Source organism: Streptomyces sp. NPDC127100 (assembly GCF_042724095.1).
Lineage (GTDB): Bacteria > Actinomycetota > Actinomycetes > Streptomycetales > Streptomycetaceae > Streptomyces.
Window position 1 is genome coordinate 72,361 of the sequence record NZ_JBHXFL010000012.1, and the last position, 17,335, is coordinate 89,695.

The 17,335-nt window shown below is 71.5% G+C and carries 16 protein-coding genes; 9 read left to right on the forward strand and 7 right to left on the reverse strand.

The genetic code is table 11. From position 1 onward, the window contains the following. Positions 1-32 precede the first annotated feature (32 nt). Complete coding sequence (locus tag ACFWJB_RS14750; protein WP_386922519.1) at positions 33-443, reverse strand: RidA family protein; 411 nt, start codon at positions 441-443, stop codon at positions 33-35. 76 nt (positions 444-519) lie between these two features. Here ACFWJB_RS14750 and ACFWJB_RS14755 point away from each other — a divergent pair, with 76 nt between their 5' ends. Continuing rightward, a complete protein-coding gene (locus ACFWJB_RS14755; RefSeq protein WP_385464308.1) occupies positions 520-894 on the forward strand; it encodes a winged helix-turn-helix transcriptional regulator in 375 nt (124 codons plus the stop codon). Between the two features lie 340 nt (positions 895-1,234). After that, positions 1,235-2,377 carry a serine hydrolase domain-containing protein gene (locus ACFWJB_RS14760; protein WP_386922521.1) on the forward strand — a complete coding sequence of 381 codons (1,143 nt, stop codon included), beginning with the start codon at positions 1,235-1,237 and terminating at the stop codon, positions 2,375-2,377. Positions 2,378-3,222: 845 nt separating this feature from the next. Here the strand turns inward: ACFWJB_RS14760 and ACFWJB_RS14765 are convergent. From ACFWJB_RS14765 to ACFWJB_RS14775, 3 genes are all read right to left on the reverse strand, one after another. Then, positions 3,223-4,073 (reverse strand): IS5 family transposase gene (locus ACFWJB_RS14765; protein WP_386922630.1). Its coding sequence is split into 2 segments (ribosomal slippage): positions 3,223-3,728 and positions 3,728-4,073, totalling 852 coding nucleotides; the frame shifts between segments, so codons are not numbered across the junction. A 31-nt stretch (positions 4,074-4,104) separates the two neighbouring features. Further along, positions 4,105-5,586, reverse strand: a complete 1,482-nt coding sequence (locus ACFWJB_RS14770) for a serine/threonine-protein kinase (RefSeq protein WP_386922523.1) — start codon at positions 5,584-5,586, stop codon at positions 4,105-4,107. A gap of 159 nt (positions 5,587-5,745) precedes the next feature. Continuing rightward, on the reverse strand, positions 5,746-6,576 hold the full coding sequence (locus tag ACFWJB_RS14775; RefSeq protein WP_386922525.1) for an SDR family NAD(P)-dependent oxidoreductase: 831 nt from the start codon (positions 6,574-6,576) through the stop codon (positions 5,746-5,748). 492 nt (positions 6,577-7,068) lie between these two features. On the opposite strand from ACFWJB_RS14775, the gene ACFWJB_RS14780 reads away from it, so the two are divergent. The 6 genes from ACFWJB_RS14780 to ACFWJB_RS14805 all read left to right on the forward strand — a co-directional run bounded on the left by ACFWJB_RS14780 (position 7,069) and on the right by ACFWJB_RS14805 (position 12,169). Then, positions 7,069-7,635 (forward strand): dihydrofolate reductase family protein, encoded by a 567-nt coding sequence (locus tag ACFWJB_RS14780; RefSeq protein WP_385464298.1) that lies wholly within the window; start codon positions 7,069-7,071, stop codon positions 7,633-7,635. Between the two features lie 108 nt (positions 7,636-7,743). Beyond that, positions 7,744-8,445 carry a class I SAM-dependent methyltransferase gene (locus tag ACFWJB_RS14785; protein ID WP_386922527.1) on the forward strand — a complete coding sequence of 234 codons (702 nt, stop codon included), beginning with the start codon at positions 7,744-7,746 and terminating at the stop codon, positions 8,443-8,445. Positions 8,446-8,495: 50 nt separating this feature from the next. Beyond that, the gene (locus ACFWJB_RS14790) at positions 8,496-8,903 is read left to right on the forward strand and encodes a hypothetical protein (RefSeq protein WP_386922529.1); all 408 of its coding nucleotides are present in this window, start codon (positions 8,496-8,498) and stop codon (positions 8,901-8,903) included. 259 nt (positions 8,904-9,162) lie between these two features. After that, entirely contained in the window at positions 9,163-9,666 is a 504-nt protein-coding gene (locus ACFWJB_RS14795) for an NUDIX hydrolase (RefSeq protein WP_385464289.1), read from the forward strand. Between the two features lie 371 nt (positions 9,667-10,037). Further along, complete coding sequence (locus tag ACFWJB_RS14800) at positions 10,038-10,907, forward strand: alpha/beta hydrolase (RefSeq protein WP_385464286.1); 870 nt, start codon at positions 10,038-10,040, stop codon at positions 10,905-10,907. Further along, positions 10,904-12,169 carry an MFS transporter gene (locus tag ACFWJB_RS14805; RefSeq protein ID WP_385464283.1) on the forward strand — a complete coding sequence of 422 codons (1,266 nt, stop codon included), beginning with the start codon at positions 10,904-10,906 and terminating at the stop codon, positions 12,167-12,169. The genes ACFWJB_RS14800 and ACFWJB_RS14805 overlap by 4 nt, the downstream gene beginning before the upstream one ends. Positions 12,170-12,281: 112 nt before the next feature. Here ACFWJB_RS14805 and ACFWJB_RS14810 read toward each other — a convergent pair whose 3' ends face one another. Together ACFWJB_RS14810 and ACFWJB_RS14815 are read right to left on the reverse strand one after the other, a co-directional pair. After that, positions 12,282-13,478: a glycoside hydrolase family 64 protein gene (locus tag ACFWJB_RS14810; RefSeq protein ID WP_385464280.1), complete on the reverse strand. Its 1,197-nt coding sequence runs from the start codon at positions 13,476-13,478 to the stop codon at positions 12,282-12,284. A 207-nt stretch (positions 13,479-13,685) separates the two neighbouring features. Continuing rightward, complete coding sequence (locus ACFWJB_RS14815; RefSeq protein ID WP_386922533.1) at positions 13,686-15,803, reverse strand: FUSC family protein; 2,118 nt, start codon at positions 15,801-15,803, stop codon at positions 13,686-13,688. Between the two features lie 247 nt (positions 15,804-16,050). Between ACFWJB_RS14815 and ACFWJB_RS14820 the strand changes: the two genes are divergently transcribed. After that, on the forward strand, positions 16,051-16,833 hold the full coding sequence (locus ACFWJB_RS14820; protein WP_386922535.1) for an SOS response-associated peptidase: 783 nt from the start codon (positions 16,051-16,053) through the stop codon (positions 16,831-16,833). Here ACFWJB_RS14820 and ACFWJB_RS14825 read toward each other — a convergent pair. Further along, positions 16,781-17,278, reverse strand: coding sequence for an N-acetyltransferase (locus ACFWJB_RS14825; RefSeq protein ID WP_385473505.1), 498 nt, complete (start codon positions 17,276-17,278; stop codon positions 16,781-16,783). The genes ACFWJB_RS14820 and ACFWJB_RS14825 overlap by 53 nt on opposite strands. Positions 17,279-17,335 lie beyond the last annotated feature (57 nt).

Consider the following 17,335-nt stretch of genomic DNA (forward strand, 5'->3'; position numbering starts at 1 on the left):
GCCGAGGCTGCCGGAAAGGCCCGACCCGAGGGTCAGTCCAGGATCGCGGTCGCCTCGACCTCGACGAGCACGTCCGGCTCGAAGAGATACTCGACGCCGATGAGGGATGCCGGAGGCATGGGAGTCGGCAGGCCGATTTCCGCGGCAACGGCCTCCACGCCGGCCATGAAGTCGCCGATCTTCTCCGGCGCCCACTGGGTCACGTAGAACGTCAGGCGCAGCACGTCTGCGAACGTCGCACCAGCGCCCGCCAGTCCGACGGCCGTGTTGCGCAGGGCATGGGCGACCTGCCCGGCCAGATCACCCGGCGCGACAGGAGTCCCGTTGCCCTGACGTGCGACCTGTCCGCTGACGTGGACGTGCTTCGCCCCGGTGCCCACGGCGACGTGGTGGTACGGGACCGGCTGCAGCATGCCTTCCGGTGTGAAGTGCTGAACTGTCATGGGTTCTCTCCTCCGAACTAGGTATCTTGAAGCTACCTAGTAGAGGAAAGACACTTCAACGAGACCAGGTTTCGCCATGGATACCGCCGACGAACTCCGCATCGACGCCCCGCATCGTGAACTGCTCGACCAGATCCTCGACAAGTGGTCGCTCAGCGTTCTCAACGAACTCTGCGAGCGCCCGTGCCGCTTCAACGAACTGCGCCGGGCCATCCCCCAGGTCACACAGAAGTCGCTGACCGCGACGCTCCGGCGCCTCGAACGCAACGGCGTCGTCGAGCGCGAGGTCGTCTCCACCCGCCCCGTGGCGGTCAGATACCGGATCACACCGCTCGGCAAGACTCTTCGGCATCCCATCGACGTGCTGCTGGCCTGGGCCTCGCAGAACATGCCCCACATCGAACGCGCTCGCGACAATTTCGACGAGCGCGAGGAAGGAGCCGGCCTCTGACACGGTGCTGATCCGGCCGTCCGGGCCGGGGCAGGAAAAGAACACGGCGAGGCACCTTCGGGCCGTGCAGCACTTGCCCACGGGCGCGGGGAGGATGCCTGACAGGCGCTCCGCAGAAGCGAACCGGCGTGGCGGCAATCGCGCCTGCTGCGGGGGGTAGCCCCCGGCGCCGCCCTGAGGACAGCGCATCGGTACGTCAGGGGGAAAGCCGGATGGGGCGGTCTCCCCTCTGCTGGTGGGATGGTTGCCGACCGTCGGCGTTTTGGGGGAGCGAGACAGTCGCGGGCCCCAGTCTGAGCGGTCCCTGAAGGCGTGCTACCAGAACAGAGAAGGGTTCGTCATGCATGGGTTGAGAAGGCGTCGGCGAGGCATGCTCGTCCTGACCGGCCTGGCTACTGCCGTCCTCGCCGCGTCGACCGCACCCAATGCGGCGGCGAAGCCGGGGCCGGCCGATCCGCTCCGACGGCAGGTGGAGGCGATCCACGACACCGGGGCGGTCGGCGTGCATGCCGAGGTGACGTCACCGGACGCACGCGACAGCGCGTACGCCGGGACGGCCGCGATGAACACCCTGAGACCAATGCCGCGGGACGGCAGGTTCCGGATCGGCAGTGCCACCAAGACCTTCACCGCCACGGTTGTGCTGCAACTCGTCGGAGAGGGGCGAATGTCCCTGGAGGACACCGTCGAGCAGTGGCTGCCGGGAGTGGTCCGGGGCAACGGCAACGACGGCGGCCGGATCACCGTGCGGCAGCTGCTGCAGCACACCAGCGGCATCCCTGATGTCAAGCCGGAGATACCCGCGTTGAACAGCGCGGACGGCTATCGGGCCGAGCGGTTCCGCACGTACACCCCCGAGGAGCTGGTGGGTCTGGCGATGCGGCAGCCACACCCGGGTACTGGCTGGTCCTACTCCAACACCAATTACATTCTCGCCGCGATGATCATCCACAAGGTCACCGGCCGGAGTTGGGCACGGGAGGTGAAGGACCGGATCATCCGCCCCCTGGACCTGAGGGACACCAGTACGCCCGGCGTCTTCCCGTCCATCCCGGGTCCGCACGCCCAGGGCTACGCCGCGTTCGGGACCGACGCCGGCATCGACGTCACGGAGCTCGATTCGAGTATGGCCATCGGTTCCGGCTCGATCATCAGCACCGCGCACGACCTGAACCGGTTCTACGCCGCGCTGCTCGGCGGCCGTCTGCTGGCTCCGGCGCAGCTCGACGAGATGACGAGCACCATGCCCGCGCCCGAGCTGGGCGACGTGAGGTACGGGCTCGGGCTGGCCGAGATCCCGTTGCCCTGCGGGGGCAGCTACTACGGCCACCGGGGCGAGCTCCTCGGCTACGTCACCTGGGGCGGCGCCACCCGAGACGGGACCCGGACCGCCGTGGTGTACGTCAACAGTGACGGCGGCCACGACACCGAGGACGCCATGACCACACTGGTAGGCCAGGAACTGTGCCAGACGCGTTCTTAGCACTCGCTGCGGACGTGTGACCCGGACCGCAGTCGGTGCACAACACCTCACCGGCGGCGGCGCGTGCGCCCGCATTCGGCACAGGTCTTCCGTGGTCGACGATGTCGTTCTGCGCACTCAAATTACGGTTGCCGCGTCTGCTCCAACTGCCCCTCGCCGATGTGGCCGTTCAGGGCATCCGGTGGCGGGCGCACTCCTCGGACAAGCGATGGACGGGCAAGGTCGCCTAGGGAACTCGACGGGTGGCTCGGTAACACGGCGCTGACGACCTCGCCACGTTGTCTTGTCGTGCCCTCGACTCCAGTTCCGAGACAGCGCACGATGAACAGCACCTACGCCTGCGCCAGCGAAGGAGAAGACCGACGCGATGAAACTGAACAACGCGGGGGAGCCCGAGGACAGACGCCCTTGGGAGCGTTCGAAGGCTCAAAGTCAACCACCGGCAGGCGGCCCCGGTGGCCCGGACCGCCCAGGAGGATTCGACCACCGTCCCGCAGACGACGGCAGATGGCAGCACCCGACTCGGAGCCTGCGGTCCATCGCCGTAGTGATCGTGCTCGCCATCTGGAGCCTCTTCGCCGTCCAGTGGAAAGAACAAGACTGCGCTCTCGTCCCGACTTCCTACGTTCTCGTGATCACTCACGGAACTCCTAGCGACTTCGAGGGATGCGGCGACGATCACCCCATTGATGTCACCGACGACTGAACGGCCCGAGCCACAGTGCGGGGGCAGGGCGGGTCGGTCTACCGCCTGCCCGCCGTTCGAACCGGACTTCGAGGACTTCCGGGCGCTCGCAGCCCACAGCGGCAGCAGCCCGCGCCGCGACTAGGCCATTTCGTTTGGATCAGCGGGTGGACCAGAGGAAGATGCCCGCGACGTGAAGTCCGGCGAGGTAGATGGTCGCGGTCTTCTCGTAGCGGGTGGCGATGCCGCGCCACTGCTTCAGGCGGTTGATGCACCGCTCGACAGTGTTGTGCTGCTTGTATGCCTCGCGGTCGAAGGCTGGCGGTCTGCCGCCCGCCTGTCCGCGCTGCCGCCGGTTGGCCTGCTGGTCGGCCCGTTCCGCAATCACCGCGCGGATGCCGCGTCTGCGCACGTGGTCGCGGATCGCGCGGGAAAAGTACGCCTTGTCAGCCAGGACCAGGTCCGGCCTGGTGCGGGGCCGTCCCGAAGGGCGGGGAACGCGCAGACGGGCCATGACATCCGTGAAGGCGGGTGCGTCACCGGCCTGACCGGCGGTGAGGACGAACACCAGCGGCCGGCACCGGCCGTCGGCCGCGAGGTGAATCTTCGTGGTCAGTCCGCCGCGGGACCGGCCGATGGCGTGATCGTCCGGCTCTCCGGCCGGGGCCCCTTTTTGCGGGCCCCGGCAGCGTGCTGGTGCGCCCGCACGATGGTGGAGCACACGGACACGTCCCAGCTGACGTCTTCGTCCGCGTCGGCCTGGGCCACCAGGGCGGTGAACACCCGCTCCCACGTGCCGTCGACGGCCCACATCCGCAGCCGGTTGTAGATGCCCCGCCAGTTGCCGTACTTCTCCGGGAGGTGCACCCACTGGGTACCGGTCTGGAACTTGAAGGCGATCGCGTCGATCACCTCACGATGGTCCCGCCGGCGGCCACCCCGCTTCGGCGTCCGGTCCGGGAGCAACGGCTCGATCCGCGCCCACTGCGCATCAGTCAACGGCACACCCAGACCAACGACCGGCTGATATAAACGAAATGGCCTAGTCGCCGTGGTGGTTCTGCGGCCCGGCGGAGACCGCGGCTTTGCGGGCGGCTGCGGCGAGCCAGGGCCGGATGGAGCCGTCGTTAGTGAGGTCAGCGCGGTAGGCCAAGGCCACGGTCAGGTAGCGGTGGACTCTCTGGCTGTACCGCCATCGGAGGCTGCGGCGGATCCTGTCGGGACAGGGGGCGAGGCCGCCCCCGTCGTGGGCGCTCCAAATGGTGAGGCGCCAGGCTCCGCCTCCGTCGCCCAGGTTCTTGTGCGCGTCCCGGGCCGTCGCCGCGTCGGGGAACGCGAAGACCTGGACGGAGACGTAGACGGGGTTCTCGGGTGTGGCATGGGGACCGGGCTGCTCCGCGTAGACGCCGACGACCACTTCGGTACAGTCACTGCGCGCGAGTTCCCCGGCCAGGTCGCTGGGTCCCGCTTCACTGGAGAGGCGAGTGCCCTCGGCGATCCGCGCGAACTCGATGTCCAAGTCGTTGGTGAACCGCCGCGGAAGGAGGGCGTCCGCGGTGAACGGCGTCTCGTCGGTGGAGGCGCGATTCCAGGAGTCGGGAGCGGGCGGCCGGGGCGCGCGCTGTTGCGTGTCGCCCATCAGGCGGGTGCGCGGGGGCGGGGGCATCGCCGCAGTGGGAGCTTCCGCTGCCGCGCACGACGCCAGGAGTGCCTGAAGTCGCTGCTGAACCTGCTGTGCCGACTGGGGGCGCCGGTCGGGGTCGCGCTCCAGTAGTTCGGCGACGAGCGCGGTCACCTCCGGCGGCAGGCCGGGGCGGAACGTGTCGAGGGGCGGGGCCTCCTCGTCGAGCTTGCGCCGCACGACCGCGAGACTGTTGTGCCCGGTGAAGGGCGGTCGGCCGGCGAGCATTCCGAAGAGCATCCCACCGAGTGCGTACAGGTCGGAGCGTTCGTCGCCGCGTTCCGTGAGGAACTGCTCCGGTGCGCCGAACTCCGGCGTCCCGGCCGGGGTTAGTTGTGAGGAGCGCGCCACGGTGAACGCGGCCTGGACGAACCCGGCGATCCCGAAGTCGATGACCTTCACCAGCCCGTCGCCGGTGACGATGACGTTGTCGGGCTTGATGTCGTAATGGATGACCTGAGCCTGGTGGGCGGCCTCCAGCGCGGCGCAGACGCTGCTGGCGATGGCCACGACACGGGTCAAGGGGAAAGGACTCTCAGCCCGGAGCCGCGCTGTGAGTGTCTGGCCGTCGACCTTCTCCATGACCAGGAACAACACGTCGTCGTGGATACCCCGGTCGTACAGGGCGGCGACGTTGGGGTGGACGATCTGGGCAGCAGCCACCGCCTCACGCTCGAACCGACGGGGCAGGTCAGCCTGGGCCATCCCGTCGAAATCCAGCAGCTTGAGCGCGACCTCACGGTGGAGCACGCGATCCCGCGCGGCCCACACCTCGCCCATGCCTCCCCGGCCCAGACGGCCGATCAGCTCATATCGGTCTGCGATCAGCTTTCCCCGCTCCACGGGGGCAGCATACGAGTCTGGCGCGGCCTCGCCACCCGATACGACAAGACCACAACCATCTACCTCGCCGGATTCCACATCGCAGGCATCTTCATCTGGTCCTCACGATGATCCAAACGACAGGCCCCTAGCCGGCTCCGCGCGGTAGGCCGGAGGGCGTCACGCGAGGGCCGGGCGCGGGCCCAGCAGACGGTGGGTGAGTTCCATCAGGCGCTTGCGGGCCCCGCGGTCGTAGGCCTGCTCGTGGGCGGGCGCGTCGGTGAACTGGTCGAAGTAGCGCCCGGTGGTGCCTTCCAGGTCCGGGTCGAGCACCAGCCGCACGGTGGGCCGCACGCCCTCCTCGATGCCGGTGACCGGGGTAAGGCCGTACGCGCGCACCCCCGCGGTGTCCATCAGATGCGCGGGGTGCAGGGCGTTGACCGTGACGGCGGTCCCTCGCAGTTCGGCGGCCAGCTCGAACGTCGCCATGATCATCGCGAGCTTGCTGCGGCAGTACGCGCGCAGACCTTCGTAGTCCCGCTCCAGCATCACGTCGTCGAAGTCGACGGCTTCCTGCCCCACGGAGGCGACGTTGACCACGCGGGCGGGCGCGGAGGCGGTGAGCAGGGGCAGCAGGTCGCGGGTGAGTGCGTACGGGGCGAGGTGGTTGACGGCGAACCGCAGCTCGTGTCCCTGCCGGCTCAACTCCCGGCGGAGCGGCTCCGCGCCGCCGCCGGCGACGGCGTTGTTGACCAGCGCGTCGAGGCGCGGTTCGGCGGCGCGGATGCGGGCGGCCATGCCGTGCACCTGGTCGAGGTCGGCCAGGTCCGCGAGGTAGGTGCGTACGGCGGCTCCGGCGACGGTGTCCCTCACCTCGCGGGCCGCCGCCTCGACGCGTGCGCGGTCGCGACCGTGCAGCAGGACGGTGTGGCCCTGCCGGGCGAGTTCGAGGGCGATGCCACGGCCCAGGCCCTGGCTCGCGCCGGTGATCAGAATGGTGCGTCGGCTCATGGCGCTCATCCTGGCCGCGGGTGCCGGTGCCACGGGGAGAGCCTGATGAGCCTGGTGTCAGCACCACCAGGCACCACGCACGGCGGATGTGGCCCACCGACGTCTTGCGTGCCGGGGTCAGGCTTCGGGGATGGCGCGGCCGTAGGCGGGCGGCCCGTACGGGCATGATCAGGGTGAGGACGGTCAGGCGCCGTGATCGGCGATCGGTGCCAGGTGTTCCGCGGATCGGAGATCACGGCTTCGTCGCAGGTCGATCTTGCGTGACCTGGGTGCCCTTGGCTGCCTCACGGCCTCGTCACCCGTGATCGGTCTCCGATCCGTGGTATTCCTCGCGAGGGCCAGGTCGAGATCAGGCGGCTTGCCCGTGTCGGCCGAGTGCACCACGCTGAGCCCCGAGCACGAAGACCACCGGCGAGCCCGGAGCGCGCACCGATGAGTTTTCCGCGCCGCGCCGGTCTGTACGCCGGACACCCACGGACGGAAGGCTGGGCCATGCGGAAATTGGTCTACGGCATGAACCTGACCCTGGACGGCTACATCGCCGCGGCCGGCGACGACATCGGCTGGAGCGGACCGCCGAGCCACGAGCTGTTCCAGTGGTGGCTCGGCCACGAGCAGGCGTGCGGCCTGTCGCTGTACGGGCGCAAGCTGTGGGAGGCGATGAGCTCCTACTGGCCGACCGGCGACCAGCAGCCCAGCGCCACCCCGGCGGAGATCGAGTTCGCGCGGAACTGGCGCGACACGCCAAAGGTGGTGTTCTCCTCGACGATCGACAAGGTCGACTGGAACGCCCGCCTGGTCACCGGCGACGCGATCGCCGAGATCAGGCGCCTCAAGGCCGAGGACGGCGGTCCCATGAACATCGGCGGCGCGACGCTGGCCGCTGCGGCCATGCGCGCCGGGCTGATCGACGAGTACGTGATCGCCACCCATCCGGTCCTGGTGGGCGGCGGCACGCCGTTCTTCACCGCGCTGGACAGCTGGGTGAACCTGAACCGGGTGGAGACGCGGACCTTCCCCGGCGGCGTGGTCCTGACCAGGTACGAGACGAGGCGCTGAGCCGCAGATGCCGTGATCTCACGGACCGTGGCGTACCGCCGTCGCCCTGACACAACCCGCCTTACGGTGAGAGCGAGGTGCTGCCCTGTGAAGGAGGAACCGTCAGGAATGGCCGACACGGATGAAGGCGTGACCCGGGTCCGTGAGGTGCGCCGCCGGCTGTCGCTGGAGGGGCCGCCGCGGACGCGGGACCGCGAGGGAGACTTCGAGACCGTCTCGGTGCCCGAGCAGCAGTGCGACCAACTGCGCGATCTGATGGTCTCCGAGGGAGTCGAGAAGGTGGTGGAGGTCGATCTCGCCTACGCCGGCTCGGCGCTCGCCATCGGAGAGGCGCTGACAACCGTCGCCCGTCCGCTTCCCCGACACGTCGTCATCGACCCGTTCCAGGCAAGCGAGTACTCCGACGCCGGCTGGGATCTGCTGTGCTCTGCGGGGCTGGACGCGATCGCCACGCTTGTGCCCGTTCCTTCCTCGATCGCGCTCCCGCAGCTGCTGGCCGAAGGGTTCGTCGCCGACGCGGCCTTCGTGGACGGCAGCCACCGGTTCCACGAAGTCTTCGTCGACCTGTACTTCTTGCGCAAGATCGTCCGTCCTGGTGGCCTGATCGTCGTCGACGACGACTGGTGGCCGTCCGTGCACACGGCCGTGCGGTACTACGAGCGGAATCTGGGATGGACGGTGATCTCGGATGCCTTCCCCGGCGAGGCGGTCGGCGTCGGGCCCCGGGGCGAACAAGAGGCCCGATGCAAGGCGTATCGCTTGCCTGCCCCCTCGTTCGAGCCCTCATTCGAAGACTTCCGGGCGTTCTGAAGTGCCGCTCGCCTCTGGTGCACCGCGTCCTGATCAGTGATCCTTCACCCATGATGCTTCCGCCCGTTCAAGAGACGATCGAGTTGGTCGAGGTCGTCCGCATCACCGACCCGATGAGACACATCAGCTCCGAGGACCTGGTCGGTGACGACGTGGCGATCTGGGAGGCGGCTCAGGCCGGTGACGCCCTCACGCTGATCGGCTCCGTGCCGGACAGTGAGCTGCGCCGCTGTTTCTTCCCGGGCTGGGGTGTCCGTGCCCACAGCGCCAACGAGCTGCTCTTCCAGGTCGCCTTCTGCTACGAGTGCCATGGCGCCCGGTTGTGGGGTCCTGGCGTGCCCGCCGAGTTGTCCCGGATCCAGGGGTTCGATCCGGACAGTCCTCCGGCCCTCGAGCTGCTTCAACGATTTCGCGGCTCCACACCCGGCCGGCTCGGAAGGCTCCTCCGACGCAGTTGAGACGCCGGCCGGCGCGGGCTATCACGAGCGCAGCCAGATGAGCAGCGCGGCGACGGCCGACCGCAGCCGGGGGCGCTCATGCACCCCCTTCCAGGGTCGAATCGGTCCGGCAGGTCCCGCCAGGCCGCCCGCACCGGCCGATGCTCACCGGCAGCGAAGGCTTCAGTTGCGCCCACCGCCCGTCCGAAACACCTGCCGCCCCGTCATGCCTCGGAGAACGCTCCAGGCCGGCGACCGGACACGGCCCTACAGTGAGAACGTGCCAGACGATCAGCACCACGTGGACGTGGACGACGACGTTGAGATCCCGGTCCCCACCGAAGGCGAGACCTGGACGGTCGGCGCGGTCATCCTCAACCGGGACGGCAGGGCGTTCGCCCAGAAGCGCAGCCCAGGCCGCAGGCTCTTCCCGGACTGCTGGGACATCGTCGGCGGCCACGTCGAGCCCGGCGAGACACTCCTGGACACGCTCGCCCGCGAGATCGAGGAGGAGACCGGCTGGCGCCTGCGCCGAGTACGACGCCTGCTCGGAATCACCACCTGGACCGGAGACGACGGGGACGGAATGCGGCACGAGGCCGACTACCTCGTCGAGGTCGACGGGGATCTGGACAGCCCCGTCCTGGAGTGGTGCAAGCACACCGCCTACGACTGGTTCGGCCCCGACGACACCCCCCGCCTCAAGGAGAACAGGGCCCCGGGCGAGTACCTCATACACGACCTCGTCGCCAGAGCCCTACAAGATCGCCCGAACAGCCTCTAGTGCAGCCAAACCAAGAGGCCGCGGCGCTCGTCGTACTCGGCCGGCGCGGCGAGTCCGAGGCGGCTGCGGGGTGGGCCGAACCGGGGACACCGGGCGTTCCCAGGAGCTGCTTGCCGGCGCTTCCCGCCCGGCCTGTTGCAGTCTTTGCACTGTTCTCGGAGCCGGCCCCGCGGACTCGACCAAGTCCCGCAACGGCCTGCCTTGCCGCGTCCAGCACGTCGAGCGGGCCGAGGGCGACCGAGGCTCGGCACGCCGCCGACACAGGGAGAACGGGGATCGTCGTGAGCAGGGTGCCCATCGTCGGCCGTGGCGACGTCGCCGTCCCCCCGGCCCCGGACGCTTCAGGTGACGCGGTCACCCCCTCAGCCGGCATGTCGCCAGGGGTCCGCCGCATCACGCTGACCGCGGAAACCGAACCCGTGACGGGACTGCTCGCCGAGCCGTCGGACGGCCCGTCGCGCGCCCTCGTCGTCGCGCTGCACGGCGGCGGCATGACCGCCGGCTACTTCGACGGGCAGGCCCACCCGGACGTGTCCCTGCTGACCCTGGGCTCCCGGCTCGGCTGCACCGTGCTCGCCCTGGACCGGCCGGGCTACGGACCGCACGCCCTCGGCCGGTGCGACGGCCTGACCGTGACCGAACAGGTCGGCCCCGTGGCCGCCGCCGTGGAGGAGTTCACCGAGCGGCACACCGGGCACGGCGGGACCCTGCTGCTGGGACACTCCTTCGGCGGGAAACTGGCGCTCGCCCTGGCCGCGTACCGGCCGCCCCGCGCCCTGCTCGGCGTGGAGGTCTCCGGCGCGGGGCTCCGTCTCGCCGTGCCGCCCGAACGGGCCGGGCAGCGCGACGGGATCGCGCTGCGGCGGCTCAACTGGGGCCCGCTGAACCTCTACCCGCCGGGCACGTTCCGCGCCGGCGAGTCCGTCGTCGCACGTATGCCCCGACGGGAGGCGGAGTCGGTGGGCGACTGGGCGACCGTGTCCGCGGACGTGCTGCCGCGCGTGCGCGTTCCCGTCCGCTTCACCTTCGCCGAGCACGAGGCATGGTGGCGGCACGGCCCGGACGACGTGACCGAGCTGACCGACTCGCTGACGGCAGCGCCTCGGGTCGTCGTCGACCGGCTGCAGCGCGCCGGGCACAACATCAGCCTCGGCCTCGCGGCACGCGCCTACCACCTGCGGGCCCTCGCCTTCCTGGAGGAGTGCCGGGAAGCCGCTGCCGTCGGAGATGGGCCCCCGTGAGCTCCGGCGCGAGCGGCCCGTTCCGCGCGCTGCGCGTGCGCAATTTCCGGCTCTTCGCCCTCGGCCAGGTCGTGTCGGTGGCCGGCACCTGGATGATGGTCGTCGCCCAGGACTGGCTCGTCCTCGACCTGACCGACGACTCCGCGAGCGCGCTCGCCACCGTGACCGCCCTCCAGTTCACGCCGCTGCTGCTGCTCACGCTGCACGGCGGACGGCTCGCGGACCGCCACGACAAGCGCACGCTGCTGACCCTCACCAACCTAGTCTCCGGGGCGCTCGCCCTGCCGCTGGGCCTGCTGGTGCTGTCGGGCGAGGCCCGGCTGTGGCACGTCCACGTCTTCGCGTGCGGGCTAGGAGTGGTCAACGCCCTCGAGGTGCCGACCCGTATGGCCTTCGTCGGCGAACTCGTCGGACCCGGACTGCTGCCCAACGCCTCGGCCCTGAGCGCCGCCTACTTCAACGTGGCCCGCGTCGCCGGACCCGCCCTGTCCGGACTGCTCATCACGGCCGTCGGCATCGGCTGGGTGATGCTCCTGAACGCCGCCAGCTACCTCACGACGATCGCCGCGCTGCGCCTGATACGGCCCGCGGAGCTTCGGCGGGAGGCACGCGGGGGCGACCCGGCCCGGATCGTGGACGGACTGCGGCACGTGCGCCGACGCCCCGACCTCCTGGTGCCGATGGCACTGCTCGCGGCCGTGGCACTGTTCGGCCTGAACTTCCCGCTGACGCTGCCCCTGCTGGCGAAGTCGGTGTATCACGCCGACGCCTCGTCCTTCGGGCTGCTGACCACCGTGTTCGCCGCGGGGTCGCTGACGGGGGCGATGGTGGCGACCGGACGCCGTGCACGCCCCTCGGCACGGCTCGTGGCCGGATCCGCCGTGGTCTTCGGTGTCCTGGAAACGGGCGTGGGCCGGGCCTCCTCGTACCCGGTCGCGGTCGTCGTCCTGTTCCTGACCGGTGGCGCGTCGCTCTACTTCGTCCAGGCCGCCAACCACCGCATCCAGCTGGGCAGCGCGCCCGAGTTCCGCGGCCGGGTCCTGGCCCTGTACACCCTCGTCCTGCAGGGGTCGACGCCGCTGGGTGCCCTGCTGCTCGGCCGGATCATGGAACACGGGGGAGCCCGGGCGGGGTTCCTGGCCGGCGGGCTCGTCACCCTCGCCGCGGGCGCCGTGGCCCTGGCCGTCGGTGGTCGTGGCGAGGCGAGGGAGGCCGATACGCGGCCGGCCGTCCCGGCCGGGGAACAACGGGCGGGACCGTGACCCACCCGGAGGAGGCGAGGAACGCGGACGCCCGCCGAGGGAGGGCCCGAGCCCGAACTGGGTCGAGCACGGGGCTTCCCGCCCCGGGCGGACGGCGGCGTTCAGAGCATCGTCAGTCGAACGGGGCGAGGGTCAGCCGCGCCTGCGCGGGACTGCCGTCGTGCACCAGCGACTCGTGGTTGCCCACGTCGTCGAAGGCGAAGGCGTACGCCTTCCCGTCGGTCGTCCGCTCGTGGATGACCCGCGCGTAGTGGTTGGTCACCGAGTCCTGGTAGAAGCCCGACGCGGAGGTGTCCGGCTGGTTCGGGTTGCTCAGCAGCGTCGAGCGGTTGAACCCGGCGCACAGCGTCCGCGAGATCGGGCCGCGCACCGCGTCATTGGGGGCGTCCAGAAGACGGTGGCAGCCGAAGACGCTGGACGCGTCGGGCTTCTGGAAGCTCGTCACGACCGCCCCGGCGCTGTTCGTGAAGTTCATGACGCCGCCGGAGACGCGCCCGAAGTACCTGGTGCCCGGCTGGTCGGCGAACGGGGTGACGGTCAGCGTGGCCGTCGCGTACTTCTGCCAGACACGGTCGATGTAGCCGTTCAGCACGGAGGCGGGGAGCGCCCCGGTCTCCACGCCGTACAGGGGCGACAGCGCCCGCAGGACGGTGCCGTCGGACCGGGTCTGGATCAGGCCCGACCAGCCGGGCTGTGCGCGCAGCGCGTCGAACACCCCGCGGTATCCGCCCGGTTTGAGCTTGCCGGTGGTGAGCACGGTGCCGTCGGACCGCTGCACTCCGACGGAGTACGGGGCCGAGAACATGTCGACCTGTGTGCTGTTGAGCCACAGGCCGGAGTCGTTGAGTGTGTACTCGGACCAGTTGAACAGAATGTCGCGGTTCGGGTCGCTCGGGTTCTGCACGGCCGGCTGCACCAGGCCGCCCGTGGTCAGCCGGAAGTCGAGCTTGCGGCCGTAGGAGAAGTAGATGCGTCCCGACAGCTTGGGGATGCGGATGGTCCTGGTCTGCCCGGCGGCCGGCCCGGGGATGGAGGCGTCCGGTGCGGGCGTCGGGGGATTGCCGCCGGCGGGCCAGGCGTGGAAGGCGCCGGCGGCGTCCGCCCAGCCCTGCCGCCCCGACGTCAGCGACGTGCCGAGGATGTAGACGTAGACGGCGTCACCGCGACCGGAGCCGTTGGTGATCGTCAGAGGGATGGTGTCGGGGACCGCGGCGCTCGCGGACGGTGCGGGGGCGGCCGTGAGCAGGGCGCCGGTCAGGCCGGCTACGCCGGCCACGGCGAGCAGTCCGCGCTTGAGGGATGACAGCACTCTCCACCTCCGTGCGGGTGTGGGGGGATGGTCCGTACCAGTGTGTGAGAGCGCTCTCAGCGTGCCGCTGCGCCGCGTTCATGTCAACGGCTGGGACCGTACGGGCCGCCGCCTCGGCGGCGATCGGGCGCCCTGGGTCCCGGCGGATGCGTCGCCCCGGGCGCCCGGGTCGACGCTCACCCGTCGGACGCCGCGAGAGACCCGCCGTCAGGTCCGCTCCGCCGACGCCGTCTCCCGTACGCCGGTGGCGGCGGCGAGGTCCGCGGCGAGAGCGTGCAGCCAGACCTCCACGTCGACCAGGACCGACAGGACGTCCGGCGCCGTCCCCGACACGGCACCGGCCGGCAGCGGTGCGACGTCGACGAGGACGCGGCCCTCCGGCGAACCCGCAGCCGTCAGACTCGCGGACGCCACGTCCTCCGTCGCCGCGTCGACCCAGCGCAGGAGGGCCGGCGGAAGGTCCGGGGCACCTCCTGACGGCGGCAGCCAGTAGGCACCGACCAGCACGCGGGAGCCGTAGTCGAGGGCGGCGAGCCAGTCGGGACCACCGTCGACGGCGTCGGGAGCGGACTCCGTGCGGTACTGCGCGTACGCGGCCTCGGCGATCCGCAGCCGGTGCAGCGCGGACCGGAAGGGCCCGGCGCTGCCCGCCGGACGGGACGCGGCGGTGCGGCCGGTCACGGCCCTCGCCGTGGCCCGCACCAGGGGCGCGGCGGCCCGGAACAGTTCGCCGGCGCTGCGCCGCATCTCCGACCGGGCACCTGTGGGCCAGGCGAGCAGGCCGCACAGGAGCCCGACCGCGCTGCCGGTCAGCACGTCGACGAGCCGAGCCTCCTCCAGCCGCCAGGTGACCGGCGCGATCTGGGCGAACGCCGTCGAGAGCATCAGCGTGAACAGGCCCTGCGCCCAGGCCGGCCCGCCGACCGGACCCACCGAGAAGGCCACCAGCATCGTCGGCACCAGCAGGCAGGCGTACACCACGGTGGCGTCACCCGCACCGATGAGGAGCGCTCCCGCGGCGACCGCGCCGGCCAGGGTCCCGACGGCGGCCGACCGCACGGCGGACCAGGTGGCACCCGCCGTGGTGCGGGCCAGGGTGAGCACGCTCAGCAGGACCCAGAAGCCGTGCGACAGGTCGAGCGTCCCCGCGACCAGGCGGGCGAGCGCGAGCCCCAGGGCCGTGCGGACGGCGTTCTGGAGGACGACGGAGCGCGGGGTGAGGTTGCCGCGGATCCGCATGAGCCACAGGCGGGGCGCCGGGAGCCCGGCGTACCAGGCCTGCTCGCGGACCGGTCCCGGCGCCGAGCGGCGGGTGCCGGCCGCCAGGGCGGCGGCGGTGCGCGCGGTCACGGCCGACACCGCCACGGTGAGGAGGATCGAGCGGCGGCGCAGCAGGGCGTGCACGGGACCGGCGTTCCTCTCCGGGGGCCGTGCGCGTTCGACCAGGAACTGGGCGGTCATCTCCTCGATCAGCTCGGGACCGGCGGCGGGGCGCTCCCCGCGCAGCTCGGCCGCCGTGGCGGCGCAGGCGGCCGCGATCCCGTGCAGCAGGGTCAGAGACGTCGTGTCGGCCGGGCACGAGGGAAGGCGGGCGAGTGCGGCGAGCTGCTCGAGCAGGCGGCGGGTCGCCGAAGCCGCCTGGGCCAGCGCCCGGTCCCGCGGACCCGCCCCGGTGGGCCGGGTTCCCGACGGCTGCCGGGAGAAGCGCAGGTCCTGGCCCACCGCCACCAGACGTCCCGCCGTGCCCGGGGACACGGCGTCCACCCGGGCCAGCAGGCCCGCCGCACGGGCCGCGACGTCGAGGGCGTCGGCGATCCGCCCGTGGTACGGCCGGTGCAGCGGCTGCGGGAAGAGCAGGAGTTCGCACAGCGCCAGCGAGGCCGTGCCGAGCGCCACCCCGGCCAGCCGGTCCGGGAGACTGCCGGGGGCGTAGGGCGGGAAGCAGGCCAGGATGTAGCAGAGCTGGAGCCCGGGCACGACGCCCGCGAGCCGGGGAGCGCAGGCCGCTGAGAGGAGCAGCGCGAACCCGACCAGGAACATGCCGGCGGCGGCCGACCAGGCCGCGCCCGCGAGGGCGGTACCGAGACAGACCAGGGCGGCGGCCGCCGGGGCCGCCCGCACCACGGTCCCGGCGCGATGGCGGCCCCCGCCCGGCAGGGGCGACAGGACGCCGAAGGCGATCGGCGTGAACAGGGCGTAGAGGGCGACGACGGGCTGGTCCAGCAGATGTGCCGCCGGGTAGAACGCGGCGGCCGCCGCGACGGTGACGCGCACCGCGCGCCGCCCCGCCCGGAACGACTCGGCCGGCGACGGCAGTTTCCCCATGGGCGTCCCTCCTCGGCGGCCGCTCCGGGCCCCGGCCCGCAGGTGCGCGGTTCCGCGCGGCGACACATCATGCCGAGGCGCGGCCGCCCGGGACGGCCGCCGCACCAGCGCACCGGCCGGCCTCGCCCGACCGGCTCAGCGGCGGCGCCCCCTCCGGAAGGGTGTGCCCGAGGGACGGAGCTCCTTCGGCATGCGACACGGCGGTCCGTGCGGTCGCGGGACGCACGGAGGGTGCGACAGTGGCTCCATGTGTGGCCGGTACGTATCCACCCGCGGTCCCGAGGACCTCGCCCGGCGGTTCCGGATCACCGACCCGGATGTCGGTGATCCCCTGGCGCCGAGCTGGAACGTCGCGCCGACCGACGAGGTGTGGGCCGTCCTCGAACGCACGGCGCGCGACGCGTCCGCCGGCGCTCCGGCAACACGTCACCTGCGGGCACTGCGCTGGGGCCTGGTGCCGTCCTGGGCCGGTGACACGAGGATCGGCGCCCGGTTGATCAACGCCCGGGTGGAGACCGTCCACGAGAAACCGGCCTTCCGCACCGCGTTCGCCCGGCGCCGCTGCCTCCTGCCGGCCGACGGCTTCTACGAGTGGCAGCGTATGGAGGACCCGGGGACGGGGAAGACCCGCAAGCAGCCCTACTTCGTCCACTCCGAGGACGACCGGGTGATGGCCCTCGCCGGGCTGTACGAGTACTGGCGCGACCCGGACGCCGGGCGCGACGATCCGTCGGCCTGGCTGACGACCTGCACCATCATCACCACCGAGGCCACCGACGCCGCCGGACGCGTTCACCCCCGCATGCCCCTGGCCGTGGCGGAGGAGCACTACGACGCCTGGCTCGACCCCTGCCGCCGGGACACCGGGGCGCTGCGCGACCTCCTAGAGCGGCCCGCGGACGGACGACTGGACGCGCGGCCCGTCTCCACGGCCGTCAACAACGTCCGCAACAACGGGCCGCAGCTCGTCGAGGCGGTCACCGTTCCGGCAGCCGGAGCCACTCCTCCCACGTCAGATCCCGCCCGATGAACCGCGGTCGCTCGAACGGCCACTCCTCGGTGATCCAGCGCGGCACGAAGGCGTCCAGCGCCCGCTCCAGCGGGCCGCCCGCCTCCTCGTCCACCACCCACCAGGAGACCTCCGCGTCGGCCCCCTGCTTCTCCGGCGGGTCGATGTAGACGCAGCCGCGCAGGGCGGTGCGGTCCGCGTTCTCCACGGTGTAGTTGAAGGACTCGTGGGCCTCGATCTCCGCGGCGTGCCGCTCCAGGTCCGCGCGGTTCGCCTCGTACGACATCGTGGCGGACGGCCAGCCCCAGGCGGGGCCGAAGAGCGACCACAGCCGCTCCCGTGAGCCCATCACCGCGGGATAGTCGAGCGGTGCGTCCGCGCCGCTGATGGGGCGCAGCCGATGGCCGCCGCCGCCCGGGACGTCGACGTGCAGGGGGTGGGCGAAGTCACGCGGGAGCCAGGTCATGGGCGCGAGCCAACCACGCCGGAATGCGTCGCGCAAAAGGATTATGTCCGCTTCCGC

Coding starts and splice junctions, on each gene's coding strand:
- ACFWJB_RS14750 (WP_386922519.1), bottom strand. CDS start 443: ATGACAGTTCAGCACTTCACACCGGAAGGCATGCTGCAGCCGGTCCCG.
- ACFWJB_RS14755 (WP_385464308.1), top strand. CDS start 520: ATGGATACCGCCGACGAACTCCGCATCGACGCCCCGCATCGTGAACTG.
- ACFWJB_RS14760 (WP_386922521.1), top strand. CDS start 1,235: ATGCATGGGTTGAGAAGGCGTCGGCGAGGCATGCTCGTCCTGACCGGC.
- ACFWJB_RS14775 (WP_386922525.1), bottom strand. CDS start 6,576: ATGAGCCGACGCACCATTCTGATCACCGGCGCGAGCCAGGGCCTGGGC.
- ACFWJB_RS14780 (WP_385464298.1), top strand. CDS start 7,069: ATGCGGAAATTGGTCTACGGCATGAACCTGACCCTGGACGGCTACATC.
- ACFWJB_RS14785 (WP_386922527.1), top strand. CDS start 7,744: ATGGCCGACACGGATGAAGGCGTGACCCGGGTCCGTGAGGTGCGCCGC.
- ACFWJB_RS14790 (WP_386922529.1), top strand. CDS start 8,496: ATGATGCTTCCGCCCGTTCAAGAGACGATCGAGTTGGTCGAGGTCGTC.
- ACFWJB_RS14800 (WP_385464286.1), top strand. CDS start 10,038: ATGTCGCCAGGGGTCCGCCGCATCACGCTGACCGCGGAAACCGAACCC.
- ACFWJB_RS14815 (WP_386922533.1), bottom strand. CDS start 15,803: ATGGGGAAACTGCCGTCGCCGGCCGAGTCGTTCCGGGCGGGGCGGCGC.
- ACFWJB_RS14820 (WP_386922535.1), top strand. CDS start 16,051: ATGTGTGGCCGGTACGTATCCACCCGCGGTCCCGAGGACCTCGCCCGG.
- ACFWJB_RS14825 (WP_385473505.1), bottom strand. CDS start 17,278: ATGACCTGGCTCCCGCGTGACTTCGCCCACCCCCTGCACGTCGACGTC.